At 49.3% G+C, this 25,949-nt stretch carries 20 protein-coding genes; 14 read left to right on the top strand and 6 right to left on the bottom strand.

Features of this window, described 5'->3' with window-relative positions:
- Positions 1 to 196 precede the first annotated feature (196 nt).
- Positions 197 to 1,762, bottom strand: a complete 1,566-nt coding sequence (locus DC20_RS06325; protein ID WP_062543054.1) for a serine hydrolase — start codon at positions 1,760 to 1,762, stop codon at positions 197 to 199.
- 192 nt (positions 1,763 to 1,954) lie between these two features.
- Between DC20_RS06325 and ruvX the strand changes: the two genes are divergently transcribed.
- From ruvX to DC20_RS06275, 10 genes are all read left to right on the top strand, one after another.
- Positions 1,955 to 2,374, top strand: a complete 420-nt coding sequence (gene ruvX / locus DC20_RS06320; RefSeq protein WP_062545837.1) for a Holliday junction resolvase RuvX — start codon at positions 1,955 to 1,957, stop codon at positions 2,372 to 2,374.
- Positions 2,371 to 2,937 carry a peptide deformylase gene (def, locus tag DC20_RS06315; RefSeq protein ID WP_062543053.1) on the top strand — a complete coding sequence of 189 codons (567 nt, stop codon included), beginning with the start codon at positions 2,371 to 2,373 and terminating at the stop codon, positions 2,935 to 2,937. Before ruvX ends, def begins: the two co-directional genes overlap by 4 nt.
- 288 nt (positions 2,938 to 3,225) lie before the next feature.
- Positions 3,226 to 3,738: a hypothetical protein gene (locus DC20_RS06310; RefSeq protein ID WP_157593069.1), complete on the top strand. Its 513-nt coding sequence runs from the start codon at positions 3,226 to 3,228 to the stop codon at positions 3,736 to 3,738.
- 151 nt (positions 3,739 to 3,889) lie between these two features.
- Complete coding sequence (locus DC20_RS06305; RefSeq protein ID WP_062543051.1) at positions 3,890 to 4,846, top strand: zinc dependent phospholipase C family protein; 957 nt, start codon at positions 3,890 to 3,892, stop codon at positions 4,844 to 4,846.
- A gap of 111 nt (positions 4,847 to 4,957) precedes the next feature.
- Complete coding sequence (locus DC20_RS06300; RefSeq protein WP_062543050.1) at positions 4,958 to 5,671, top strand: hypothetical protein; 714 nt, start codon at positions 4,958 to 4,960, stop codon at positions 5,669 to 5,671.
- A gap of 171 nt (positions 5,672 to 5,842) precedes the next feature.
- Entirely contained in the window at positions 5,843 to 6,571 is a 729-nt protein-coding gene (locus DC20_RS06295) for a hypothetical protein (protein WP_062543049.1), read from the top strand.
- Between the two features lie 134 nt (positions 6,572 to 6,705).
- Entirely contained in the window at positions 6,706 to 8,358 is a 1,653-nt protein-coding gene (locus DC20_RS06290) for a S41 family peptidase (protein WP_062543048.1), read from the top strand.
- Between the two features lie 116 nt (positions 8,359 to 8,474).
- Positions 8,475 to 9,674, top strand: coding sequence for a homogentisate 1,2-dioxygenase (locus tag DC20_RS06285; RefSeq protein WP_062543047.1), 1,200 nt, complete (start codon positions 8,475 to 8,477; stop codon positions 9,672 to 9,674).
- 340 nt (positions 9,675 to 10,014) lie between these two features.
- Positions 10,015 to 10,392 carry a co-chaperone GroES gene (locus tag DC20_RS06280; RefSeq protein ID WP_062543046.1) on the top strand — a complete coding sequence of 126 codons (378 nt, stop codon included), beginning with the start codon at positions 10,015 to 10,017 and terminating at the stop codon, positions 10,390 to 10,392.
- A 296-nt stretch (positions 10,393 to 10,688) separates the two neighbouring features.
- Positions 10,689 to 11,993, top strand: a complete 1,305-nt coding sequence (locus tag DC20_RS06275) for a hypothetical protein (RefSeq protein WP_062543045.1) — start codon at positions 10,689 to 10,691, stop codon at positions 11,991 to 11,993.
- 107 nt (positions 11,994 to 12,100) lie between these two features.
- Here the strand turns inward: DC20_RS06275 and DC20_RS06270 are convergent, their stop codons facing one another.
- From DC20_RS06270 to DC20_RS06260, 3 genes are all read right to left on the bottom strand, one after another.
- On the bottom strand, positions 12,101 to 12,628 hold the full coding sequence (locus DC20_RS06270) for a CopD family protein (RefSeq protein ID WP_062543044.1): 528 nt from the start codon (positions 12,626 to 12,628) through the stop codon (positions 12,101 to 12,103).
- A 149-nt stretch (positions 12,629 to 12,777) separates the two neighbouring features.
- Positions 12,778 to 13,416, bottom strand: coding sequence for a hypothetical protein (locus tag DC20_RS06265; RefSeq protein WP_062543043.1), 639 nt, complete (start codon positions 13,414 to 13,416; stop codon positions 12,778 to 12,780).
- A 4-nt stretch (positions 13,417 to 13,420) separates the two neighbouring features.
- Positions 13,421 to 14,233: a metallophosphoesterase family protein gene (locus tag DC20_RS06260; protein ID WP_062543042.1), complete on the bottom strand. Its 813-nt coding sequence runs from the start codon at positions 14,231 to 14,233 to the stop codon at positions 13,421 to 13,423.
- Between the two features lie 249 nt (positions 14,234 to 14,482).
- Here DC20_RS06260 and DC20_RS06255 point away from each other — a divergent pair, with 249 nt between their 5' ends.
- Together DC20_RS06255 and DC20_RS06250 are read left to right on the top strand one after the other, a co-directional pair.
- Positions 14,483 to 14,896, top strand: coding sequence for a hypothetical protein (locus DC20_RS06255; RefSeq protein ID WP_157593068.1), 414 nt, complete (start codon positions 14,483 to 14,485; stop codon positions 14,894 to 14,896).
- 78 nt (positions 14,897 to 14,974) lie between these two features.
- Entirely contained in the window at positions 14,975 to 17,863 is a 2,889-nt protein-coding gene (locus DC20_RS06250; protein ID WP_157593067.1) for a FlgD immunoglobulin-like domain containing protein, read from the top strand.
- A gap of 126 nt (positions 17,864 to 17,989) precedes the next feature.
- Here the strand turns inward: DC20_RS06250 and hemB are convergent, their stop codons facing one another.
- Complete coding sequence (gene hemB, locus DC20_RS06245) at positions 17,990 to 18,970, bottom strand: porphobilinogen synthase (protein ID WP_062543039.1); 981 nt, start codon at positions 18,968 to 18,970, stop codon at positions 17,990 to 17,992.
- A 303-nt stretch (positions 18,971 to 19,273) separates the two neighbouring features.
- Positions 19,274 to 20,515 carry an ornithine--oxo-acid transaminase gene (gene rocD / locus DC20_RS06240; RefSeq protein WP_062543038.1) on the bottom strand — a complete coding sequence of 414 codons (1,242 nt, stop codon included), beginning with the start codon at positions 20,513 to 20,515 and terminating at the stop codon, positions 19,274 to 19,276.
- 156 nt (positions 20,516 to 20,671) lie between these two features.
- Between rocD and DC20_RS06235 the strand changes: the two genes are divergently transcribed.
- Positions 20,672 to 21,403, top strand: coding sequence for an SIMPL domain-containing protein (locus tag DC20_RS06235; protein WP_062543037.1), 732 nt, complete (start codon positions 20,672 to 20,674; stop codon positions 21,401 to 21,403).
- A gap of 860 nt (positions 21,404 to 22,263) precedes the next feature.
- The gene (locus DC20_RS06230) at positions 22,264 to 25,776 is read left to right on the top strand and encodes a two-component regulator propeller domain-containing protein (protein WP_062543036.1); all 3,513 of its coding nucleotides are present in this window, start codon (positions 22,264 to 22,266) and stop codon (positions 25,774 to 25,776) included.
- The last annotated feature ends 173 nt before the right edge of the window (positions 25,777 to 25,949 follow it).

Below are 25,949 nucleotides of genomic sequence, written 5' to 3'. Positions count from 1 at the left end.
GGGTCTGTTCTGAGATGAGAATACAAGATGGCAACAGTTACTGTAACATGAAGTAAGTCGCAGAAGCAGACGAAATATTACAGAGGCTTTTGTTTTAAGCGTGATTTTTCAAATTGAGCCTTTAAACAGGGAGTCATGGGTTGTGCTACCAAGTGACTCCCTGTTATAATTGGAGCTTAATAAAAGCTGTCTTATACTATTTCACGCGGCTGAATTCCAACTCTGAAAAGTGGAAATCTGGGTTATTGGAGTCCAGGCGCAGCTCAGCAATGGAGCCATCGGGGCCGGGCAGGAACCGAGCCTTGGTAGGTGTGAGCAGCGCGAAGTTATTTTTCCAAGCCAGGTTAAAGATATCAGGTTGCCAGAGCGAAAGTTCTCCACCTAAAGCCGGAGCAGCCACTAAACTCAGCATCAATTTTCCGTTTTGCACAGCTACTACTGCGTTTCCATACACTGGGCTGGCGTAGGTACCCGCATAGGCATTCAGGTCACGGGTGAGTTTGGCTTTGGAGACTTTCTGTTTAGCGGCTTTGGCATCGGCGGATTTTTCTGCTGCTTGGGCTTTGGCGGCCATCTGCAGGTTGAACTGACTCCAGTCGCGGCCGTTCTGGATGCCCAGGAACTGGTCTATGGTGTAGTTGGCGATTGGCGCCATGATGCTGCTCATGCTGTTGGTCAAAATCACGATGCCTAGTTTCTCTTCCGGCACCAACACCGTGCGGCTGTTCATGCCCTCGTGGCCGCCGCCGTGCACCACTATTTTCTTGCCTTGGTAGTCGTTCAGCATCCAGCCCAAACCGGCTCCGCTGAAATGAACGGAAGGAGTGATTTTCTCCATCTCCTTGGCTACTACCGTTGGGTTGTGCATGGTCCACATAGTGTGAGAGGCTGTTTCTGAGAACAGGCGTTGGCCTTTGTAGGTACCCCGGTTTAATTGCAGTTTGAGCCATTTGGCGTCTTCGTTCACGCTGGTGAAGATACCGGCGGCCGGGTTCCAGTTGTCCCAGGCGGTAAGCACCGTAGGCACGGGTTTCCCGTTTTCGGTGGTTGGGTTACCGTGCGGGGTGGCTACATTTTCCAGTCCTTTCAATTGGTTTACCGAGGTGAACGAGCGGGTCATGCCCAGCGGCTTGAAGATGCGCTCCTGGATAAACTGCTCCCAAGGTTTCCCGCTAATGGCTTCAATGACTTCGCCAGCGGCGATGAACATGAGGTTAGAATAGCCATAACCGCCCCTGAACGGGTACGTAGGTTTCAGGTGTTTGGCGCGTTCCAGAATCTCTTTGCGGCTGTAGGTAGTGTTGTACCAGAGCAAATCGCCGGAGAAGGTTTGCAGGCCTACGCGGTGGCTCAGCAGGTCACGGATGTTGAGTTGCTGTGTCACATACGGGTCATAGAGTTGCAGGTACGGCAGGTATTTGGTCACAGGGTCGTCCCAGCTTAGTTTGCCCTCGTCTACCAGCATGGCCAGCGCCGCGGCGGTATAGGCTTTTGTGTTGGAGGCAATCCCGAAGATGGTGTTTGCATCCACCGCGCCGCCTTTCTGCTGGTCGCGCACGCCATAGCCTTTGGCGAACACCACAGAGTCATTCTTTACAATGGCAATGGCCATGCCGGGTACGTTCCAGTCTTTGAGGGCCTTCTGGTAGTAAGCGTCTAGTTTCTGAAGATCGGCTTGGGCAAAAGAGGGGAGGGAAAAGCTCCACAAGAGCAGAGCCAGTAAAGTGAGCCGGAGCGACCGGCCAGAAGAAGGAAGAGACATGGATAAGAGTTTCGTTTCGACTTCCAAGTTACGCAAAAGTGCGCTTGGTTGAAACCAGGGCTTAAGCCAGAGGAACGGGTTTTCAGAATAATGCGCTACCTTTGCCCTGTTTCTTTACAGGTTGGAAGAACGCGGCAGAATGCCCGTCCTGTTTCTCCTTCCTTTTCAGGAAACCAACGTAAAAACGGAACCATGGGGCGTATACTGGCCATTGATTATGGCGTGAAAAGGGTGGGAATAGCCGTCACAGATCCGTTGCAGATCATCGCCTCGGCGTTGGATACCGTGCATAGCAAAGATGTGCTGCCGTTTCTGGCCCAGTACTGCCAGCAGGAAGAAGTAGACGAGTTTGTGGTAGGCATGCCCAAGCACCTGGACAGTTCAGACACCAACAATACCCAGCACGTGGTAGGCTTTGTGCGGAAATTGCAGAAACAGTTTCCTGATAAAAAAGTAATTACCCATGATGAACGCTTTACCTCGCGCATGGCGTTCCAGACCATGATAGACATGGGCCTGAACAAAAAAGCCCGCGCCGACAAAGCCACCGTGGACAAAATCAGCGCCACCATTATTTTACAGAGTTATTTAGAGAGCAGACAATATTTATGATCTACCCTATAGTTGCCTACGGCGATCCGGTACTGCGTGCCAAAGCCCAAGACATCCCTTTAAATTCCCCGGAGCTGGAGAAGCTCATAGAAGATATGTTTGAGACCATGTACCACGCGCACGGCGTAGGTCTGGCCGCCCCGCAGATTGGCAAAAGCATCCGGCTGTTCGTGATTGACTCCAAGCCGTTCATGGAAGAGGGCGAAGAAGAAAAAGGCGTGAAGAAAGCCTTCATCAACCCTACCATTCTGGAAGAGTCTGGCGAGGAGTGGGGCTTTGACGAAGGCTGCCTCAGCATACCCGGCGTACGCGAGGAAGTGTGGCGCCAGGAGAACATCCGCATCCGGTACTATGACCTGGAAGGCAAAGAACACATTGAAGAGTTTGACGACCTGACCGCCCGCGTGATCCAGCACGAGTACGACCACATTGAGGGTATTCTTTTCACGGATCACCTTTCAGCTTTGAAAAAGCGCTTGCTGAAAGGCAAACTCACCAAAATTACCAAAGGCGACGTGGACGCCGATTACCGCATGAAGTTCCCCGCTGCAGGCAGACGGTAAGCATATAGAACACACACGAAAAAGCCTCATCTGTTCAATCAGGTGAGGCTTTTCTGTTTTCAGATAGTTTTTGCGAAAAGAGGCTGGAAAGGAATTGTAGTATATTAAGCTCATCGGTTTCTCTTTAAACTTAAAAGGTAAGTACACGCGCAGGCTTAATAGTTTTGCTTCATTCTAAAGACCTTTATCACCACATGTATACTGTTAAAGTATATTGTATAATTCTTCTTTTATTTTTAAAAATAGAGTTGTATCTTACTGGAAAGCAGTAATTAACAGGTAAATGGTATGAAGCAGCTCGTCCTATATCCACTATTTGTATTGCTCTCCTTTACCAGCATGGGGCAAGGGCTGAACTTGAGTCAGCTTCTGAAGCTGCAGGGTATGGGAAAACAGGAGGTAGCCCTCTTCCTACAGGAAAAAGGTTGGGTGGCCAAATCAGACGTGGAGCCCTCTGATGCCAAAATGGGGAAAGCCGTCTGGGCGTTCAACCCCGAAGGCGAGGGCGCCGATGCCTGGTGCATTCTCTACTACAATGGCGCCAGTCCCAACCGCATTCTTTACAACACCCAGGGCGGGCCAGTCTTTGACAAAATCAGGAAGCACGTAAAGCAGCGCGAAATGGCGGTGCTGGAAGAAGGAGAGCAGATAGAAGGCCTTGACTTTGTAGACGCCTACACCGATTACGCTGATAGCCAGTTTGTGGCGCGCCTGTATGACTACAAGCAAATCAATTATTACGGCATTAAAATCTTCACCAAAGAAGACTACCACAAGGCAAAGGAGACCGCTAAATTGTAAGATTGTTTAAGCCTTGTTTTCCTTAAACCAGCAGGAAACGGCGGGTGCTTTGTTGCGTCTATTCCCAAGGCTTTCCCTTTTAAAGGCGTTTTCCTCAAATGGTGCTTTAAATAGCGGAACACGCACGTGTATCTTGTTCGTATAGAACTATATGCGAAAACGGGTGCTCTTTCTGCTACTGCTACTGGTAGGCTGCCATGAAGTCTGGGCCTGGGGCTTTTACGCGCACCAGCGCATCAATCAGCAAGCGGTCTACACCCTGCCCGCAGAAATGATCGGGTTTTACAAACAACACCTTCCATACATCACAGAGCAGGCCGTAGCCCCAGACAAAAGGCGGTATGCCGTACCTGAAGAAGGTGCCCGCCACTTTATTGACTTAGACGTCTACGGTGACAGCGCCGCTCAGAAACTGCCCCGTTTTTGGGAAACCGCCGTAAAACAGTTTTCCTTGGATACCCTGCAGCGGCACGGCATTGTTCCCTGGCACATCGGGTTGGTGCAGTACCAGCTCACCAAAGCCTTCAAGCACCATGATCTTCAACGAATACTTCGGCTGTCAGCGGAGTTGGGGCATTACGTGGCCGATGCCTGCGTTCCTTTGCACACTACCCGCAACTATAACGGGCAGTTTACAAACCAGCGCGGTATACATGGGTTGTGGGAAAGCCGTTTGCCGGAACTTTGGGCACCAGAATATGATTTCTTTATTGGGCCGGCTCAGTATCTGCAGAACCCCAGTAAGACCGCCTGGGAAATAGTAGCCCGGGCGCATGCCGCGCTGGACTCGGTGTTCTCGGTGGAAAAACAGCTCACCCAGACCTTTTCAGAAGACAAGAAATACAGTTTGGAGGAGCGGGGCGCCACCACCGTGAAAGTGTATTCCCGCGAGTTCAGCCAGGCGTATCATCTGGGACTGCACGGGCAGGTGGAGCGACAAATGCGATTGGCTGTTCACCTGGTGGCCAGTTACTGGTACACTGCCTGGGTGGATGCAGGGCAGCCGGACATCCGAAACCTGACCCCGCTTACACCAGAGCAGAAACAGCAACTGGAGCTGGAGAAAACCCAGTACCAAACCGGGGAGCATGACGCACGTGAATCATAGCCTATACGTTTAAGAAGCGATTTGTGGAAAACAGGCCTACAGCGCATCTGGTGAAAAGAGGAGGATCGAAGACGTTCAGGAAGGAGTGCACCCTAACAGGAGGACCTGTACATGAAGAAAATCTATAGAACTGACATATTCCTGATTGCACTGGGTTTGGCAACGTTAGTTGTGCAGCGGTTCTTCCTGAACCCTGAAGAAGCAGATGCAGAAAGCCACATGTATACCCAAAGCCAGTTGAGGGCAGAGGTAGGCCAGGAGCCGGTACGTGCTGAGGTGGTGCGGGAGCCGGAGTGGAGCCTGACTTTCCCGGCTGGGTCTGCCTACCAGGACCTCACGCCGCCTCAAGGCGTCATGCCTAATCCTTTTCAAGAAGTGCAGCGTATTGCAAAAGCCAATGAAGGGGAAAACAATTATGCCGGCAAAGACACAGACATGCGGCAATTGCTGCTAGCTCACGCGGGCAAAGACTATTTGTTTGTGTTACAGCAGCAAGCGGCCAATGAAATGCTGCGGCATGAACTGTTCCAGCACTATTACCAGGATCCTACACAGCCAAATGTACTGGAGGTTATCGGGTTTTACACAGAACAATTGGTAGAGGCTAAATCCGAAGATGCCAAATTAATGTATATGTGCTTGCGGGCACTGAAAGAGCACTGGCCAGCACAGAAGATATCTCAGGTTGCCTTGGCTACCGCTGCCCGGGTACAGGCCCGTAAAATCCACTCGGCGGAAGACACGGCCACTGTAACAGGATACCACCGGCAAGTGTATGCCAGGGAGTTGAAGAAGTTAGGCCATAAGCTGAAAAACAGGGCGTAAGTGGATAAGCCTGTGGATAAGCGGGTGTATAGCCAAGTGGAAAACGCGTTGACAAAGATTCTCTTCCAATTGCTTCAAGTAAGTGACTTAAAGCATTACTTTAGGCCCCAGAGGTAGGATTTTGTGCGGCACGCTTGTCTCCTAAGAGTTGTTTTACCGTTTAAAAGTTACATGATTTATTCTTTCCCCAAACGTGCCGCATGGGCACTGGCCTGTGTAGGTTTGCTTGGTTTGTCCTCCTGTGAGCAGATGCTCCGTGACATGGCCACTAAGAGTTCTTCTGGTCAACAGCAGAGAGCAGATTCAACCAGCGCAACGGCCAGCGCCGATACCCTTTCCGGTACCTCGGCCAAGGCTAAAGAGCCAGAATTTGAGATTACCTACCCCAAGGGGTCTAAATACGCGGGCCTTACACCACCCGCCGGAGCTAAGAAGAACCCTTTTGAAGAAATTCCGGCAATCATAGAACTGCACAAAGACAAAGCCAACTGGGCCGACAAGCACGCCGATATCAAAGGGGTGTTGCTTCAGAACTCTCAAAAAGACTACCTGTTTGTCTTGCAGCAGCAGGGAGCCAATGAAATGCTCCGGCGTGAGTTGTTCCCGCATTACTACCAGGACATGAACAATGCCTCGGTGTTAAACACCATTGGCTTTTACACAGAGCAATTGCTGGAAGCCAAGTCAGAAGATTCTGAGCTTATGTATAAGTGCCTTCGGGCGCTAAAGGGGCATTGGAGCGAAAAGCAGATCGCTAAAGCAGCCCTTACAACCGCCCAACGCGTACAGGCCCGGCCCATTGCTTCTCCGGCAGATACCACCACTCGGAATGGAAGTTACCGGCAGGTGTATGCCCGTGAACTTAAGAAAATGGCCAATCGCCTTTCTGAAAATAGCTAAACCATGTAAGGCAACTTATTTGGTGTAAAATTTGTATTATAGGGGAGGCTTCTCTTGCTTGATTATTTTGTAAATAGTAAGTAATCAGAGGTTTGTAAAAGGATGTTTCCTTTAAATTATGTGGTTAAAATAATATGGCTGAGAAAACTGAGCATAAGAAAATTGAGAACACTCTCTTCCAGGTGCGATTACCTTTGTTTATAGGTCTGGCAGTTGCGGTAGGTATTCTATTAGGCGCTACCTTCTTCCAGCCTTCCACCACTAATCCTCAGGGCACGGCCCGTGGCTATCTAAAGTTCAGAGAAATTCTGAGCTACATAGACCGCGAGTATGTGGACACTGTGAATACTGAAAAGCTTTCTGAATTTGCCATTAACAAGATGCTGGAGAAGCTGGACCCACACTCCTCCTACATTCCGGCCAAAGACCTGACCATGGCCCGCTCTTATTTAGAGAGTGATTTTGATGGCATTGGTGTGGAGTTCAACATCTTCCGGGATACTTTGTATGTGATTGCCCCGCTAAGCGGAGGTCCTTCTGAGCAGGTGGGCATTCAAGCCGGTGACAAAATCCTGAAAGTGAACGATGAAAACATTGCCGGGGTGAATATCTCTAATGAGACGGTCTTCAACAAACTGCGGGGGCCAAGAGGCTCTAAAGTGAGATTAACGGTGTTGCGTCCGAATGAGACCAAGCCTTTGCAGTTTACCGTAACCCGCCGTAAGATTCCTTCGGTGTCTGTGGATGCCGGGTACATGGTTGATAACAAAACCGGTTATATCAAAGTGAGTCGCTTCTCTAACGGTACTTATGAGGAGTTCAAGTCTAAACTAAGTGCCTTGAAGAAACAAGGTTTGCAGCGCCTGATCCTGGATTTACGGGATAACCCTGGTGGGTATTTAGACCACGCCACCCGCATGGCCGATGAGTTCATTGCTGGCAACAAGAAACTGGTGTACACAGATGGAAAAGGCTCTAAGTACGATGCCAACTACTACGCCAAAGTGAAAGGTGATTTTGAGACCGGTGAGCTGATTGTTCTGATCAACGAAGGCAGCGCCTCTGCCTCTGAGATCCTGGCCGGTGCCTTGCAAGACCATGACCGTGCGCTGATTGTGGGCCGCCGTTCGTTTGGGAAAGGGCTGGTGCAGGTGCCTATTCCGTTGTCTGACGGTAGTGAGCTTCGTCTGACTATTTCCAGGTACTACACACCAAGCGGACGTTCCATCCAAAAACCGTATGACCCAGAGTCTTCTGAAGATTATGAAATGGAGCTGGCCAACCGCTACAAGCACGGTGAGTTCTTCAGCCAGGACAGCATCAAGTTCAATGATTCTCTCAGATACAAAACCAGCCGTGGGCGCACTGTGTATGGCGGCGGCGGTATCATGCCAGACGTGTTTGTGGCGCGTGATACTACAGATAACACTAACCTGTTAACAGAGTTGTATCAGAAGAACGTGCTGCGCGAGTATGCCATGAACTACTTCCGGGAACACCGCAAGCAGTTGGAGAATACTTCCCTGACCCAGTTCCAGGAATCGTTCCAGGTAACTGATGCAATGATGCAGGGATTGTTGAAAGAAGCAAAGCGCTCTGCCATCAAAGTAGACCCTAAAGAGTTGAAGCGTTCTGAGAGAACCATCCGGAACAACTTGAAAGCGTTTGTAGCCCGTAGCCGGTACGAGGCCGAAGGTTTCTACCCGGTACTGAACGAGATTGACCCTGACTTCCAACGGGCCATGGGCCTTTTCAACCAGGCCAGACAAATCAGTTTAGGAAGATAGACTTTCCTGAAAGAATAGGTGAAAGCGCAGCCGGATTTTCCTGCTGCGCTTTTTGCTTTATGGGGGAGGAAGTTCTAACTTATTCACTCCTTTAGTCATTCACTCCTTGAAAAGGCATGGCATATTATCACAGGTTAGGTTCCATTCCCCGCAAACGGCACACGCAGTTCAGGCAACCAGACGGTAGTCTGTACCATGAGCAGTTAGTAGGCACACTGGGGTTTTCCGGGGTTTCCTCGTTGCTCTACCACCAGCATGCGCCTACCAGAATCACCAGAATTGGTGAGCCGGTGCCCTACGGCCCAGTAAAATCTGACGTGCCTCTGGCTCCCTACCACATCCGTCCGTTCAAAGGCGAGTCTACCGGCGAAGATTACCTGAGCGCCCGCAAAACGCTCCTGATGAACAAGGATTGCACCATCTCCATCTGCCTTCCGGGTGAACGCAGCATGACGTACTTATACAAGAATGCGCTGGCTGATGAGATTGTGTTCATCCATGAAGGCTCCGGGGAACTGCACTCGCAGATGGGCCGGCTAGAAGTGGAAGCAGGAGACTATGTGGTGATCCCGCGCACTATTATTCACCAATGGAAATGGAACGAAGGTCCGGTACGCCTGCTCATCACCGAAAGCTTTAGCCCGGTAGAAACAGTACGCCGCTACAGAAACCACTTCGGACAGTTGCTGGAACATTCGCCTTACTGCGAGCGTGACATCAGGCCACCTCATGAGTTAATACAGAAAAACGAACCCGGCGAGTACCTGGTGCAGATCAAGAAGGAAGGGTTCCTGCACCAATATTATTATGACTTTTCGCCGCTGGACGTGGTAGGCTGGGACGGTTATTTCTACCCCTATGCCTTCTCCATCCATGATTTTGAGCCTATTACCGGCCGCATCCATCAGCCGCCGCCCGTGCACCAGACCTTTGAGACGCAGGGCTTTGTGGTGTGTTCCTTCGTGCCGAGGCTTTTTGATTACCACCCATTAGCCATTCCAGCACCGTACAACCACTCCAACGTAGACTCAGACGAGATTCTGTACTACGTGGCCGGTAACTTCATGTCCCGCAAAGGCATTGACATTGCTTCGTTCACCATCCACCCCAGCGGCCTTCCACATGGGCCGCACCCCGGCACCGTAGAAGCCAGCATTGGCAAGAAGGAAACACATGAACTGGCGGTGATGATTGATACCTTCAAACCGCTGTACCTAACCGTAGAGGCCTTGGAACTGGTAGACCAAAACTACCCCATGAGCTGGAATCCAGACGCAGCCCCACAAGCTCCTCGTCCGGCAGATATGATGGATTAGCATTTAAGGGTTTGATTTGAGAAAACAGCAGTAAAACGATTGTTCAAGCAAAGGCTTCTCTGGAAGGAGAGGCCTTTGCTTTTTTCCTGTTCTGTCATCTTGGAAAGATCTTGTGAGCAAGCTGTAAGCGCATTTACTACAATGCTTATCTAGTTCGCCCACAAGACCCTTTCAGGATGACAAGAGAGGTAAGAAGTGTTTTGCTTCTGCTTTTAGCCTCCTTTTCCCAAAAACACCTCCAAATCATCTCTCCTTCCAATAGTCAAATCCACTTACCAGTAGCGCCAAACACACCTGCTGTTGTATCTTTGCAGCCCATTTACCTTTAACAAGTACCGTTATGCGCCATGACTCACCCGCCAGCAAATTGCAGAAATTGATTGTAGTAGGAGACCGTCTGCTCATCAAGCCTAAGTCAGCGAAGGAGCAGACAAAAAGCGGCTTGTTTCTGCCGCCTGGTGTGCAGGAGAAAGAAAAAGTGCAGGAAGGCTACGTGATGCGGGTTGGCCCGGGCTATCCCATTCCGGCAGATTATGGGTTGGATGACGAGATCTGGAACCAGGACGAGAAAGAACAGGTGCGTTACCTTCCGCTGCAGGCCCGCGAAGGTGACCTGGCTATTTACCTCCAGCGCGATGCCGTAGAGATCAACTACATGGGAGACAAATACTTTATTGTTCCCCAATCTTCGGTGCTGCTGTTGGAGCGGGAGGAGTAGGCAGAAAGAGGGGATTTCATTGCAGCTTCGGGTCTGTTTTCCCTAAATCAAGCATAAAATATAAAGGATTAGGTGTCCGCTTTTGAATATTTGTTGTTCGGAAGCGGACATTTTTATTTTATTTAAATTAGGTAAATTACTAATAGTCAATCATTTGAATCGTTGGCATGGCGCTTGTCTTAAAGAGGGTGCAGTGAAATAGTTTAAAGTCCGTGCAACCACCCGTTGTATTGGGTGTCTTTAGCATAAGAGATTGAACTACAGCACTTGTAAGACAACCTTAAAGAAGCTCAGCCATGCGTTCATTTCTACTTTCTTCCTTCATTGCCTTGGGCTGCTTGAATGTAGTACTGCCAGCCACTGCGCAGCCTGCTAAGCAGGCTAAAAAGGTCATTACCGTTACCAGTACCCCAGGTAAAGGTTCTCAGGATGTAGTGATCAACGGCACCTATGCCACCAAAGGAGAGAAAGGAGAAACCGTCTACATCACTACTGATGAGAATGGCCTCCGCCTGAAACTGGTGAGCCAAGGAACGGTGACGATAGCAGAAGATGAACGCGCTATCAGCAGCCTCAGCGAGGGTGGCCGGTTTGAGTTCTCCCGGCAGGAGAAGAACGCCCCCGAGCATAAGGTCCTTTTAAAGAACGTTTCGGGAAAACTGGAGGCAAACTACTGGATAGACGGTAAAGTCCAGGACTATGCTACCGCCGGTCAAGCCTGGTTGGCCACCTACCTGCCAGAGATGATTTCCAAAACCGGGCTGGGCGCTGAAGCCCGTGCCGAACGCCTTTACAAAGAGGGTGGCATTCAGAAAGTGCTGGATTATACAGCTATTATGGAACCAGGGGCCGGCCGAACCAAAATGTACCGGCACCTGATGGCCAAAGAAAGCCTGAGCCCGGCAGATGCCCGCCTATTAATTGAGCAGGTAAGCAAAGGGAAAACGTCTGATTACGAAGCTTCCTCCATCCTGACCAAGATTCCGGGAGCTCTCCTGTCTAACGCTGAAACCGCTGAGGCCTACGCCAAAGCCAGTGCCACCCTCTCTTCTGATTATGAGAAAGGCAAGACCATCAAACATCTGCTGAAGCAGGAAAACCTATCAGAAAAAGCGCTGGATAAAGTAGCTGAAGCCATCAGCACCATTACGTCAGATCACGAGAAAGTGAAGGTGCTCTCCACCCTGGCGGCTCGTCCTGAATTATCCAGAAAGCAATTTGAAGTGTCTATGCAGGCCCTACAAAACGTGTCTTCAGACTACGAGCGGACCAAAGGTTTGGGAGCTTTCATGCACCATGAGCAGCAAGTAGTGGCTTATTTTGACACAGTATTGCCCCTCATCAACGGCATCAGTTCTGACTATGAGAAAGCCAAAGCTTATAGTAGCCTGCTTTCCAATTCTAAGCTGAGCGCTAACCAGTATGTGCCGCTGCTCAAAGCAAGTGAGAGCATTAGCTCAGATTACGAGAAGTCTAAACTGCTACGCAAGATGGCGGTACACCTGCCTAAAGAAGACAAAAAGATAAAAGAAGCGTATTCACAGGCGGCCAAAACTGTTGGCTCTAAATATGAATACGAAAAAGTAATAGCGGCTTATTAGCCGTTTCATGTTGGTTGTTTGTAGTGAGCCGGCCCCTTAGGGGCCGTTTCCTTTTTAAGGCGGAGTGATTCAGGAATGCTTCTCTGTTTCTAACCTAATTGGGGCGGTTACGCTTTCCTGAGCTTTTTATAGACCATAATGGCTGCCATCAGGAGGACCGATAAGCCGATAAAACCCAGCACGCCCCACGTGGCGCTTAGCCCATTTTTGAGCACTACCAAGAACACAATGCTAACCAGGAATAGGGTGGCCACTTCGTTCCAGATGCGGAGGGTGGTGGAGCTTTGTTTTATTTCGCCCCGCTGGTGTTGTTTGAAAATACGGTGGCAATACAGGTGGTAAGCCAACAGCCCGACTACAAAGCCTAACTTAATCCAGAGCCAGGTGGGAATGGGAGAGTAGTAATGCAGCAAGCTCAACCCCATGATGACCGTCAGTACTGCTGAAGGCCACGTGATTCCGTACCACAGCCTTTTCTGCATCAAAGCAAACTGGGTCTGGAGAATGCTTTTCTCGGGCTCGGATTTCTGGGCCGTTTCAGCGTAATACACGAACAACCGCACAATGTAGAACAGGCCCGCAAACCAGGTAACTACAAAAATGATGTGCAGCGATTTCAGGTAATTATAATCCATAAGAATATCCGCGAAGCGATAGCTTTGAAAGCAAAGCGGATGCAAAAATGCGGCTTTGCGGGTTAGAAACCAACTTCACCAAGTTAAGAACAGGGGCTGGCCTGGTAACAGCTTTAGGTCTGTTTTCTCACAACAGGCTTAGAAACAGATCAGAGAGAGACGCGCACTCCTATGGCTAGGTTAAGTATATCTGGCACAGAGATGCCCTTGTTCCGGTACTTGTCTACAATCATGACATCAGAGGTGCCTATCTCCCCATAGAATTCACCAAACACCGGGCGGTTTTTGCCCTTGAATTCCCTTCTCACCGCAGAACCCACAAAGGGGAGAATGCGGGTGGCGGTGGGCCAGATGTAATAGCCTTCAGGATACTTTTTTGGGAAAAACGTTTCAAACTGCTCCCCAATGGTCATACTGATGCCGGTGCCCGCCTTGATCCAACTAATTTGGAAATCCTTGAACAGCGGCTTAGGGTTTGACTGGTAGTAGATTCTGGTGGTAAAGGTGTGGGTGGTGTTTTTAAATCCGTAGTTGGGGGTAAATCCGTACATGAGTTCGGCGTTGGTTCTGTCGTGTTTCCCGAAATCATACCCAAAACCCGCAGCCAGAATTCCAATCAGACCAGCGTGTTGCACTACTACATAATCTGGAGCGTACCAACTGTTTTTAGGTCGGTCTACCTTGTCAGAAGAGGCTGTTTGATAGGCTGAGTCTGAGGCGTTCTGGGCGTTGACAGATAAAGAGAAAGCAAGACACAAAAGCAGGCAAAGAAGGTATAGCTGACGCATAAACTTAGAATTCTATTTTTTCAAACGTTGCCTTATTGCCCAGTACGGTTACCAGCACATAGCTCCGCTTCAGAGAAGCAGCCGTGGTTACATAGGTGATGCCATCATTGTAGAGTTGCCTTACTCCAAAGCTGTGGGTGTGGCCGTGTAATGAAAGCCGCACGTCGTATTTCTGCATCAATGCGGCGTAAGCCTGCTCCTGTGCGCGATTTGCCTCGCTGTTATCTGGAATGATGTGAGAAACGACAAATTTATTGACAATGGAAGTAGGGGTCTGAAGCTCTTTTTCCAACCAATTAATATCTGGTACGCTTTCGTCAAACTCCAGAAAGTTGGTGTTGAGAAGAATAAATTTGTTCTGCCCGAAAGTGAAGGAGTGGTTGAGTGGGCCATACATCTCTTTGTAGATCTTGTCGCCATCGCCCAGGCAGTCATGGTTCCCGATTACGGTCACGTACGGCGCCTTCAGTTTGGAGAGTACCTCGTGCATGCGCTCATACTCATCGGTGAACGCGTAATTGGTCAGGTCTCCGGCGTGCAGGACAAAGGCAATGTCACGGGAGTTCATGTCTTTTACCATGTCTTCGGTTTCGGCAAAGAAGCCCTGCGTGTCACCGGTAAGGGCAAACTTTAAAGGAATCTGTGGGTTGTAGGCCGTTTCCAGGGCTTTGATTCTGGCTACGTTCTGGGCCGTAAGGTCTTTGTACTCCAGGTTGCCGGCGTATGGGTGGTACTCAAAAAGATCACACGCCGACAGTAAGAAAAGTAAGGAAAATACCAGCCACTTGTAAGGTGGTGGCAGGGTTGTGGTTTTCATGGAACTAGTGAAATATAGGTAAAGCTTAATGGTCTTCCTATACCCAAAACAGAGACCAAGGTTGTAGGTTTTGAGGTATTTTAGAAAATAAGCCGTTAGAAGGACTTCGACGCTAAATTAGCAGTTTTAAAGGGCTAAAAACCTGATTATTATGATTATATTTGTTTTATGTGTAAAGCCCTCATCAGGATGAATTTATATCTGGTCTTGCCAACAATCTTTCTGTTGCTTGGTTTAGCCTGTAAACGCATGCCTGAGTCAGAAGTTAAAGCTGAAAAAGAAACGCCTGTGTCTACCTCCAAGATTGATTCTTCTGGTGATCTCCCCCCACTTCCAGACCAGAAGCCTATTGCGCCTAGTCATGCCCGGGTAGTGTTGGAGGTTGTGAAGATTCTGCCTGATTTGGCCCCTGCCGGAAACGGGCCCTGCAGCCAAGCCCCTTGCAAAACCCAGGTGCTTATCTCGCGTGTCATTGGCTACGGCTCTGGTTTTAACCAAACCCTAGAAGAAGGCAAGCAGGTACGGGCGCACTTCCCAATGTCAGTGAAGGCAGGAGGGGGTAGGCCTGAGATAACAGCCGGTAAGAAAATAACCGCAGATGTAAGAGGTTCCTTAAGCGAGAATGATCCCTTGATGGTGCGCTCCTACTCTCTGTTAGATTAACGTTTATGTATCGGCGGTGAAGCCGTTACTTTTTATTTTTTAAAAGAATCCTTGCTTACCAATAACCAGAACCATTTCATGGAACGTGTAACCCAGCAGCGGCAGTTTTGGACGTCCTGCGCTTTGCTTCTATTCTTTGGGGCAATCTTATATTTTGCTTCAACGCAGCCTTTCTTCAGGGGGAAACAGGAGCCTCGTTTTTCAACCGCCTCGTTAATCGAGTTTGGGCAGGATGCGCGTGTTCACCGGCTGCACAAAAAAGGCTCAATCGGTACCCCCGAAAACCCACAAGCCCGGTTGCAATATGAAATTGACCGGCTTAAAGATCCGGCTACCGGTAAAATTCCTGAAGGGATCAGGGAACTGGAACTGGCTTACTCCAGCCGGATCATGACGGCCGAGCAACTCTTCTCCCAGAAGAATCCTTATAGCAAATTAGCCACCTATACCTGGGACAGACGCGGGCCTTACAACATAGGCGGCCGTACCCGGGCGTTGGCCATTGACAGAAACAATGAAAATATCATTCTGGCAGGAGGTGTTTCTGGAGGTATGTGGCGAAGCACCAATGGGGGCACCTCATGGGTAAAAGTTACAGATCCGGAGATGTTGCAAAGTGTAACCTCTATCTCTCAGGACAAAAGACCCGGTAAAGGAAACATCTGGTATTACAGTACAGGAGAAGTGTTAGGAAACTCGGCTAACAAGCCAGGGGCCACTTATTTAGGGAACGGGGTTTTCAAATCCATTGACAACGGCGTTACCTGGAACCCACTTGCCTCTACCCAGGCAGTTGGTACTACCCAACTCACCAATGTGTTTCAACTTACCTACCGTGTAGCTACTAACCCGGCTAATACAACGCAGGATGAAGTTTTTGTAGCAACTATCGGCTCTATCCGCCGATCTACCAATGGCGGAAATACCTGGACGTACGTGTTGGGCTTTGGAGCAGGAACAGGCGCTGATAGAATCACAGACTTCAATGCGAGCCCCTATTTTACTGATATTGCCATAGGGGAAAACGGGGCTATGTACGCCGCGTTAAGTCAATTTTCTACCGGGGAGGGTTCTGCAAAAAAAGGAATCTTCAGGTCTACTAATGGCACTGGCTGGACAGACATTACCCCTGCTGGTTTCCCGGCTACTTACGAGCGGATTGTGCTGGACATTGCTCCGTCTAATGAAAATATCGTGTATTTCCTGGTGTACACTGAAACGAACGAAACCTCTCAGGCTAACCTTTGGAAGTACGAGTATAGATCTGGTGACGGTAGCGGAAGCGGCGGAACCTGGACTAACCTTTCAGAAAACCTGCCTATGCTAGGCGATAAATCTGGTGACCTGGATTTGCAGGGAGGTTATAATATGGTAGTGAAAGTAAAACCGAATAACCCAGATTATGTGGTGTTAGGGGGTACCAACCTGTACCGTTCTACCAGCGGGTTCGCTAACACAACTGCCACTACCAAGATTGGTGGGTACGTAGCTTCCAATGCCAGCTACGCTCTGTACCCTAAGCATCATCCAGACCAACATGAAGTGGCCTTTTACCGGAGCAACCCAAACCGCATGATCTCTGCACATGATGGTGGCCTCTCCAGAACTGAGAACAACAATGCGTCTTCTGTGGTGTGGGAGTCCCTTAACCGAGGCTACCAGACCACCCAGTTCTATACCGTTGCCATGGACCTGAACACCACAAACGACTTTGTGGTAGGCGGTATGCAGGACAATGGCTGTTGGGCAGTGAATGACATAGAGGAGCAAACCTCCTGGATAGAGCAATTAGGTGGAGACGGAGCTTTTACAGCTGTGACTACCCACTCTCTTTTAGTGTCATCACAGAGTGGTACTGTGTACAGGTACGCTTTCAATGATGCTGGCAGAAGAATTGGATACGCCAGAATTGATCCACCCCAAACCACGGGTTACCTTTTTGTGAACCCGTACACCATTGACCCTAACAATGAGTACACCATGTTTTTGCCGGCCGGCGATACCTTGTGGCGAAACAAAAACATTGCCCAGATTCCTTTGAGTACAAGCGGCGATCAATCAAATTTGGGCTGGGAAGTGGTAGCCAATTTAGGCACAAACGAAGCCATCTCTTCTGTGTCGGTGAGCAAGTCACCAGCCAATGTGGTGTATTTTGGTACCAGGGCCGGAAAGCTGTATAAGTTTGAAAATGGTGCTGCTGCTGCTCCAACTCGGGTGAATGTGACGGGGGCTAATTTCCCGTCTGGTAATATCCAGTGTATTGCCATTGATCCCAGAGATGCAAACAAAGTTATTGTCGTTTTTACCAATTACAGGGTAGAAAGCCTTTTTTACACCACTGACGGCGGTACTTCCTGGACACCTGTTTCAGGAACATTGGAGGAAGACGGTAATGTGCAAGGCAATGGCCCGTCTACCAGATGGCTTACCATCTTGCCTAACCCAGACGGAACGGCCAAATACCTGGTAGGAACCAGCACGGGACTTTACTCTGCCTCTACCCTTACAGGAAGTGCCACTAACTGGATCAGGGAAGGAGCAAGTACCATTGGCCAGGTTCCGGTTGATATGGTGCTTAGCCGTACCACTGATGATTTGGTAGTAGTGGGTACCCACGGAAACGGCGTGTTCAGTCGCCGGTACTCTGGTCCGCTGGCTTCTAAAGAAGAGATAGCCAATGCGTCTCAATTTGGATTGAAGCAGAACTATCCTAACCCTTTCAGAGCAGGGGGTGCTACCACAATTCCTTTCACGTTGGAGAAACCGGCAGAAGTAAAATTGGTGCTATACAACCTCTCCGGACAAGTCATTGCTACCTTGGTTAGTGGCAAAAAGCAAGCCGGGCAGCACCGCATTTCCTGGGATGGCAGGGACGCCGGCGGACAAATTCAGGCTTCCGGCACGTACCTGTATCAACTTACCATTGACGGAAAACGATACACCAAGCGACTTACTTTCTTGCGATAAGATCAATTTTAGAATGAATTAAAAAAGCTACCAGGAAGAATCTGGTAGCTTTTTTATGGGTGTTTTCAGCAAACTGAGCTATAAATCGTTCTAGGTTTATTTTTAACAAAACAGCTCCAAATCAACTTAGCGTTTAATGTACTGAGCAAACTCCTTCGCGAAGTAGGTTAAGATGATGTCGGCGCCAGCGCGTTTCATGCTAAGCAACGTTTCCAGCATAATCTTTTCACCATCCAGCCAGCCATTTTGAGCCGCAGCTTTCACCATGGCGTATTCACCGCTCACATTGTAGGCGGCAATGGGCAGATTGGAGTTGTCACGGAGTAGTTTAATGACATCAAGATAGGAGAGGGCAGGCTTCACCATAAGGTAATCGGCACCTTCCAAAGTATCTAGTTCCGCCTCAATCAAAGCTTCACGGCTGTTGGCAGGGTTCATCTGGTAGGTTTTCTTGTCACCGTGCTTAGGAGCAGACTCCAAGGCATCACGGAAAGGGCCATAGAAACCGCTGGCGTACTTGGCAGTGTAGCTCATGATAGCCACATTGGAGAAGGCGTGCTTGTCCAGAATCTGACGGATATGGGCCACGCGCCCGTCCATCATGTCAGAAGGAGCTATAATGTCGGCTCCGGCCTGGGCCTGCGCCAGGGCCATCTGACCCAAAACTTCCAGAGAGGCATCATTGATGATCTCACCGTTGTCTACAATGCCGTCATGGCCGTCGGTGCTGTAGGGGTCCATGGCTACATCGGTTGCCAGGGTGATTCCCGGGAACTGACGCTTCAGCTCAGAAATAGTCTTCAAAAACAAGCCTTCAGGGTTCTTGCTTTCCTGCGCAAACCGGTCTTTTTTTTCTTCAGAAATATTGGGGAACGGCGCGAAGGCTTTGATGCCCAACTCCACGCATTCTCCTACTTCGTCTACCAGGCGGTCTAAGCTGAAACGTGAAATGCCCGGCATAGACGGAATGCCTTGCTGCACATTATCGCCTTCGGTGACAAATATGGGGAAGATTAAATCATGCAGGGTGAGGTGGTTTTCCTGTACCAGATTCCGGATGACATCTGATTTGCGGTTCCGGCGGGGCCGGCGGGTTAAATGGTTCATAGCAGCTAATGGGGTTAAGCAAGCAAATCCAGTATTTGAATAGCCTGCTGCTGATACAACAAACGAGCTTCAGGAAAAGTGTTAAGCCGAAGTTGATTTCTCGGCGGTTCTTTTTCTGCTCGGGCGCAAAGGTACAGTACATGATGGTCAGATGCTATGTTTCCAATTACTGGGCTGGAGCATGTGCCGCTGTCTTGTATAGGATACCTTAGCTTTGGGCGACTTTCTTTAAACCAAGCATAAAAACAAAAAGCTGCACCTACTTTATAGTAGATGCAGCTTTCGCTTTAAATTTTTACGGGTTTAAAACTCCTCCAGCGTCTTCTCAATTATATCGCAGCAGGCGTGCAGTTGCTCTTCGGTGATTACCAATGGTGGGGCAAACCGGATGATGTCGCCGTGGGTGGGTTTGGCTAAGAGGCCGTTTTCCATCAATTTCACGCAAACATCCCAAGCGGTGCGGCCGTCTGGCGTTGGTTGGATGATCACTGCATTCAAAAGGCCCCGTCCACGTACCAGGCTCACCAGCTCCGGGTGACGGGCTTTCAGCTCATTCATTCTGGATCGGAAGATCTCGCCCAAGCGCATGGCATTCTCCGTCAGGTTTTCATCCTGAATCACCTCCAAAGCAGCTACTGCTACGGCGCAGGCCAGCGGGTTACCGCCAAAGGTAGAGCCATGTTCACCTGGCTGAATGCAGAGCATGATATGGTCATCGGCGAGCGCCGCAGAAACTGGTAAAACTCCGCCAGAAAGGGCTTTGCCCAAAATTAAAATATCGGGTTTGACGCCGTCATAATGTGAGGCCAGCAGCTTGCCGGTGCGGCCAACGCCCGTCTGTATCTCGTCAATGATGAGCAACACATTGTATTTTTCGCACAGGGCTTTGGCGCCGCTTAGGTATCCGTCTGATGGAACTACTACACCAGCCTCGCCCTGGATAGGCTCCACCATGAACGCGCAGATGTGGGCACTTTCTTGTAGGGCTTGCTCCAGTGCTTCCAGGTTGTCATACGGCAGAACTTTATAGCCTGGCATGTAAGGACCGAAACCTGCGGTGCTACTTGGGTCAGTTGAGAAGGAGATGATGCCGGTGGTACGACCATGAAAATTATGCTCAACTACTAGAATCTCAGCCTCGTGCGGCGGAATGCCTTTTTCTTTATATCCCCACTTGCGGGCAAGTTTCAGGGCTGTTTCCACGGCTTCGGCACCAGAGTTCATGAGCAAGGCTTTGTCATAGCCAAAGAGCTCAGCCATGTACTTCTCAGTGGGGCCAAGTTTGTCGTTGTAGAAGGCCCGGGAGGTAAGGGTAAGCTGCTGGGCCTGCTCTGTGAGCGCCCCAATAATGCGGGGATGGCAGTGGCCTTGGTTTACAGCGCTATACGCCGAGAGGAAGTCATAATATCGCTTGCCTTCCACATCCCAGAGAAAGACTCCTTCGCCGCGGTTCAGGACTACCGGCAGTGGGTGGTAGTTGTGGGCTCCGTATTTGTCTTCTAAGGCTATGGCCTCTTGGCTGGAGGTGCTGGTGGAAGTATTCATAGTCATCAGTTTTTGTAAATTAGAACGAAGTAAGCAAATTGCTTTCACCTACTGGTAAATACGGATGAACCGCTTGCAGAGATAAAAGTAATGAAAAGTCTTTACTCCCAATGGCGGCATGAATTTAGAGAGATACAGCTAGGTGATAATCAAGATATGAAACAGATTTCCGCTTACCTCATCATTGCGGTGGCCCTGGTGGCAGCAGCCTTTATTGTAGGAAGTGCCTACAAGTACAAATTCAAAGCTACAGAGTCTATCAGTGTGACAGGCTCCGCCGAGGTGGATTTCATCAGCAACCAGGTGGTCTGGACAGGTTTTTACTCCCGCAGATCCATGGACCTGAGAAGTGCTTATGCTGCCCTGAAGCAATATGAAAGCCTGGTGCGGCGCTACCTCAGATTGAAAGGGATACAGGATAGCAGCGTGGTGATTTCCTCGGTGGAAATCATGAAAGAATACCAGCCAAAGTTCGATCTGGAGGGACGGCAGACGGGGCAGGATTTCGGTGGGTACAACCTCACGCAGCAGGTAAAAGTAGAATCAACGGACATTGGCCGGGTAGAGCGACTGTCCAGGGAAGTAACCGAACTGATTGAACAAGGGGTGGAATTCAATTCCACGCCGCCCCAGTATTACTACACCAAACTGAAAGGCCTCAAGCACAATCTACTGGCCAAAGCCTCAGAAGACGCACGCCTGCGCGCCAAAGCCATCGCTGAAAACAGCGGAGGTGACTTGGGAAGCCTCCGGAAAGCCACCATGGGCGTTTTCCAGATTGTAGGCCAGAACAGCAACGAAAGCTACAGCTACGGTGGCGTCTTCAACACCTCAGACAAAGACAAAACCGCCACCATCACCGTGCGCGTGGAGTACGCGGTGGATTGAAAATCAAGTAGAGGTAAACTCCCAAAGTCAGCTTGTAACTTCTAGACAAATCCAGACATCCTAGATTTTAGAAGAATATAGTCAAATAATCTCAGTCTCTCTCTACTTACCATCTTGGTAAGTAGAGAGGGACTTGTTTGTATAGGGAGTGATATAAGAGTTCAAACAAAGCAAGGGAAACAAAGGTGGAGTGCTCTTCAGGCATCTTAGGTAGCATGTATAACTTACTTTTGTAGAATCTTTATAAATTAGTCAATTTAAACTACTAATATTTATACATATATCATTACCTTTCCTTTATAGAAAGAAGGATTTACTTGGTAGAAAAAGGCCCTGTTTGTCTAGTCCGTTTCTTTAGTGTCTCTCATAATTTGTCTTGCAAACGGATGGTTGTTAGTGAGATAGAAAAGGCTAACTTCTTTCAAACAAGCTAGCTAAACTCTGTACAAGAGAGAAGCAATCGCTTGGCAATAGCAGTAAATTCTCACCTGTAGCTTACGTTTTTTAGAAGATTGTCCTTAGCTCGTGATTGAAAGCTTCATCTTGAGATACAGGTGGTTCTGACTTCTGATATTCAATCTTTATTACCCTCCCCCTATAAATGTTGAGGTTCATGCCTCAAATACTTTTTGCTAGTGCGCTCAACATTTGCTTAAAAAGGTGCTTTCCAAAATGGAAACCCTGCCGGTGCAATCGAAGAGATACTTGTACAGCATTCCTTTACTGGAATTCAGCGGGTCCAGATGAAGGATTTGACTAAACATCTTTAGAGAGTAGTACTGAAGAAATTGAGTGGGAGTAAGGTGTCGCGCATCGTTGCCAGAATTGAAAATTAGCTAAGTGCCTTCTAAACGCATGATATGAAAAACCTTTTACTTCTCTTATTCTTCCTTACTGCCTTTGCCTCCAAAGGCCAAATTAGAGAACTCAATTTCACCAAGCTATCCGTGGAAAACGGGATGCCGGAAAATTGGGCCTATTGCTCTCTACAAGACAAATACGGCTATCTGTGGTTTGGCACCCAGAATGGGCTGGTGCGCTATGATGGGTATAAGGTAAAGGTGTACAACCTGGAGACCGCCGGTAAAAAGGAGCAGAGCTACAGGTCTATCTCTACTGTAAAAGAAGACAGTGCAGGAGTCATTTGGGTGGGAACAAGAACAAATGGTTTATACAGATACAACCGTAACACTGACGACTTTACCCATTTCCCCCATACTTCTAAAGAAGGAAAGCCTCTGGTGAATGAGATTACAATGGTTGTTTTGACAGATGTAAAAGGCAATCTCTGGACTAAAAATGTAGATGGGGATAAAAAGTGGCATGTTGACCGCATCAACCTTAAAACGGGTAGTTTTACCACCTATGACTCGCTCTCAGAAGGAAAGTTTAACCTCCCCACCGGCACTTATAATGACCTCTTTCAGGATTCAAAAGGGCAGGTCTGGTTGGGGACAGACAACGGCCTTTACAGATTCAACGCAAAGCAGGAGAAGTTTACCGGGTATCTGGTCAGCCAGGACACGGCGAGGAAGAATGGAATACTAAAAATCTATGAGGCACCCTCCCAGCCAGGGGTGCTCTGGCTGGCGCAGAAGACCAAAGCGGGCAATGCTCTGGTCCGGTTCAACACGGAGAACAACAAGGCCACTTTTTACAAGAACGAAGAATTATCTAAAGGCCCTGGGAGTGTGCAGACCATCTTTGAGGACAGCGGCCATAGGCTCTGGGTAGGCACTAACAAGGGGATCTCCCGGTTTGACAGAGCCACCAATACCTTCGCCTCCTACGCCGTTAACGATAAGAACCTGGAGCCAAAGGCGGATAGTTGTTTTGATATAAAGGAGGGGCGCAACGGGGCCTTATGGATCTTGTCGGGCAAAGGGCTGTTGCACCTGCCCTCAACGGCGGGCAGGTTGCACCGCTACACCGCCGACCTTTCTTTACCCGACGGACTGCCCTCCAATGCCTTGTGGGGTAGCCTGATTGACCGAAACGGCGGAGTATGGGTGAGCATCAGAAGCTTTGGGGTGTACAGGCTTAACGAAGTACAGTCTCAATTCGAGTACATTCACCATACCGGCGACAAAACGGGATACCCGGGGAGAACAGCCACCAGCATCGCCCTCCTGAAGACGGGGGGCTACCTGGTCTGTACCCCGCTGGGGCTGTATGAAAGCGATCAAGCGTTGAAGAAGTTTACGGCTGTAGCGCTTCCCGGGCAGGACGGCCCTCCGGTTATACCTTCAAGGATTTCTATCGACAAGGATGGCATTGCCTGGATAGGCAGCAGACAACACGGGTTGTTCCGGTATAACCCTATTTCAAAGCAGGTCATCAACTACCAGAATATCAAAGGTGATTCCTCTTCTTTAAGTCACAACCATGTAGTCAATGTCTTTGAAGATAGCAAGGGCAGATTATGGGTTGGTACTTTTGGAGGAGGTCTATGCCGGTTAGACCAAAAAACAGGCAAATTTGAGCGCTTCCCTTTCATTATCAATTCCGGTACCACAATCCCTGAAAACGGGGAGTTAGACGATGACCAAGTAAGTAAATTGCTGGAAGACCGGAGCGGAACGCTGTGGGTGGGTACCAATAACGGAGGCTTGAACAAGCTGGATCAGAAAACAGGGGAGTTTACCTCCTTCCATAACAACGAAAAAGGGTTTGAATCCGTCACGAGTATCTATGAAGACCGGGCAGGGAGGCTCTGGGCCGGAACGTATGTTGGAGGCCTGTTTCTGGTGGACAGAGAGAAAGGGATTCTGAGAAGGTTCACGGAGAAGGAAGGGTTATTATATGATCAAGTTTATTCTATCAGGGAAGACGCTGCCGGTAACCTTTGGCTGGGCGGCGGCAGGGGGTACTCCATTTTCAACCCTAAAAGTTTTGCCGTCACTACCCTCTCTTCCCAGAATGGGCTACCCTCAACAAATATGGCTGTAGGCGGTAATAGTACCGCCCCCAACGGAGACTGGTTGGTGGGTACGGGTGATGGAATCCTGCGTTTTAACCCGGACCAACTGGTTTCCAACGCTACGCTGCCCCAAATAGTAATCGAGGGAATAAGCTACTTGAAAACCGGACAGGACAGTAAGGAGGAAACGAGTGTCCTGTGGCCGGGGACAGAGGAAGTGAGATTGAAACATGATGAGAACCGGGTCACGTTCCAGTTTACCGGTATCCATTACACCAACCCGGCCCTAAACCGCTATCAATATAAACTGGAGGGATATGACCAGCACTGGCTGGACGGTGGGAACCAGCGCACGGTTACCTACACCAACCTTTCGCCCGGCACTTATACCTTCTTCGTGAAAGCGGCAAACAGTGATGGGGTATGGAACGAAAAAGCGGCCACGGCTACCGTGGTTATCCGGTCACCCTGGTGGCAAACCTGGTGGGCGTACGTCTTGTACGTCTTGGTCTTTGCGGCAGTGGTGTGGGGATATATCAGGGTTCGGTCTAAAGCCCTACTTAGAGAAAATAAGGTGCTGGAGGAAAAAGTCACGCACAGAACGGCGCAGTTGCAAACCTCCCTGGAAGAACTGAAAGTCACCCAAAACCAACTCATCCAATCAGAAAAAATGGCTTCTCTAGGCGAACTCACCGCCGGTATTGCGCATGAGATCCAGAACCCGCTCAACTTCGTGAACAACTTCTCTGAGGTAAGTGTGGAACTACTAGAGGAGATGCAGGAAGAACTGCAGCGCGGCGAAACCGAGGAGGCTCTGGTTATTGCTTCAGGCGTAAAGGAAAACCTGCAGAAAATAAGCCACCACGGTAAACGTGCCGACAGCATTGTGAAAGGCATGCTCCAACACTCGCAGAACAATAGCGGGCAGAAAGCTCCCACAGACCTTAATGCATTGGTAGACGAATACCTGCGCCTCAGCTACCATGGGTTGCGGGCAAGGGATAAAAGCTTCAATGCTGAGTTGGTCACCGATTTTGATGGTACTCTTCCTAAGATAGAGGTAGTGGCGCAAGACCTGGGTAGGGTATTCCTTAACCTTTTCAACAACGCATTTTATGCTGTGCAGCAAAAGAAGAAAGCAGAAGGTTCTGGGTTTCATCCGCAGGTGAGCGTTAAAACGAAAATAACAGAGCACGGTGTGCTGATTGAAGTAAGTGACAACGGCATCGGTATTCCGGTAGGCATCCAGAACAAGATACTGCAGCCCTTCTTTACCACCAAACCTACCGGTGAGGGAACAGGTCTGGGCTTGTCGCTTAGCTATGATATCATTGTCAAAGGGCACGGGGGCGGTCTGAAAATTGACAGCCAGGAAGGGGCGTACACTACATTCTCCGTTACGCTTCCATTCCAAAAAGTGGAGGTCACCCAAATGACGCATGCGCTTGTCTGAGTAAGCCTTAAGATTCAACTCGGCAAGATTAAAATGACTAGTTGCGTGTAATTCTTGGTGTTTTAGGGCAGATCTCGGCTAAACAGCCCTAAAACACCAAAAATTATATAGGCAGAATTCTTTACACAAGTAATAGCTGTTTCAAGGCTGATTTCCGAAAAACGGCTTCAAAA

It is taken from the genome of Rufibacter tibetensis, from assembly GCF_001310085.1.
Classification (GTDB): domain Bacteria; phylum Bacteroidota; class Bacteroidia; order Cytophagales; family Hymenobacteraceae; genus Nibribacter; species Nibribacter tibetensis.
This window is presented reverse-complemented; position numbering and strand designations above follow the sequence as displayed.

What these genes read in the sequence shown, in the direction of transcription:
- DC20_RS06265 (WP_062543043.1), bottom strand. Translation starts at nt 13,416, where the DNA reads ATGCGTCAGCTATACCTTCTTTGCCTGCTTTTGTGTCTTGCTTTCTCT.
- DC20_RS06260 (WP_062543042.1), bottom strand. Translation starts at nt 14,233, where the DNA reads ATGAAAACCACAACCCTGCCACCACCTTACAAGTGGCTGGTATTTTCC.
- DC20_RS06270 (WP_062543044.1), bottom strand. Translation starts at nt 12,628, where the DNA reads ATGGATTATAATTACCTGAAATCGCTGCACATCATTTTTGTAGTTACC.
- ruvX (WP_062545837.1), top strand. Translation starts at nt 1,955, where the DNA reads ATGGGGCGTATACTGGCCATTGATTATGGCGTGAAAAGGGTGGGAATA.
- DC20_RS06280 (WP_062543046.1), top strand. Translation starts at nt 10,015, where the DNA reads ATGCGCCATGACTCACCCGCCAGCAAATTGCAGAAATTGATTGTAGTA.
- DC20_RS06250 (WP_157593067.1), top strand. Translation starts at nt 14,975, where the DNA reads ATGGAACGTGTAACCCAGCAGCGGCAGTTTTGGACGTCCTGCGCTTTG.
- DC20_RS06285 (WP_062543047.1), top strand. Translation starts at nt 8,475, where the DNA reads ATGGCATATTATCACAGGTTAGGTTCCATTCCCCGCAAACGGCACACG.
- DC20_RS06295 (WP_062543049.1), top strand. Translation starts at nt 5,843, where the DNA reads ATGATTTATTCTTTCCCCAAACGTGCCGCATGGGCACTGGCCTGTGTA.
- DC20_RS06310 (WP_157593069.1), top strand. Translation starts at nt 3,226, where the DNA reads ATGAAGCAGCTCGTCCTATATCCACTATTTGTATTGCTCTCCTTTACC.
- hemB (WP_062543039.1), bottom strand. Translation starts at nt 18,970, where the DNA reads ATGAACCATTTAACCCGCCGGCCCCGCCGGAACCGCAAATCAGATGTC.
- DC20_RS06235 (WP_062543037.1), top strand. Translation starts at nt 20,672, where the DNA reads ATGAAACAGATTTCCGCTTACCTCATCATTGCGGTGGCCCTGGTGGCA.
- DC20_RS06275 (WP_062543045.1), top strand. Translation starts at nt 10,689, where the DNA reads ATGCGTTCATTTCTACTTTCTTCCTTCATTGCCTTGGGCTGCTTGAAT.
- DC20_RS06290 (WP_062543048.1), top strand. Translation starts at nt 6,706, where the DNA reads ATGGCTGAGAAAACTGAGCATAAGAAAATTGAGAACACTCTCTTCCAG.
- DC20_RS06255 (WP_157593068.1), top strand. Translation starts at nt 14,483, where the DNA reads ATGCCTGAGTCAGAAGTTAAAGCTGAAAAAGAAACGCCTGTGTCTACC.
- DC20_RS06305 (WP_062543051.1), top strand. Translation starts at nt 3,890, where the DNA reads ATGCGAAAACGGGTGCTCTTTCTGCTACTGCTACTGGTAGGCTGCCAT.
- DC20_RS06325 (WP_062543054.1), bottom strand. Translation starts at nt 1,762, where the DNA reads ATGTCTCTTCCTTCTTCTGGCCGGTCGCTCCGGCTCACTTTACTGGCT.
- DC20_RS06230 (WP_062543036.1), top strand. Translation starts at nt 22,264, where the DNA reads ATGAAAAACCTTTTACTTCTCTTATTCTTCCTTACTGCCTTTGCCTCC.
- rocD (WP_062543038.1), bottom strand. Translation starts at nt 20,515, where the DNA reads ATGAATACTTCCACCAGCACCTCCAGCCAAGAGGCCATAGCCTTAGAA.
- def (WP_062543053.1), top strand. Translation starts at nt 2,371, where the DNA reads ATGATCTACCCTATAGTTGCCTACGGCGATCCGGTACTGCGTGCCAAA.
- DC20_RS06300 (WP_062543050.1), top strand. Translation starts at nt 4,958, where the DNA reads ATGAAGAAAATCTATAGAACTGACATATTCCTGATTGCACTGGGTTTG.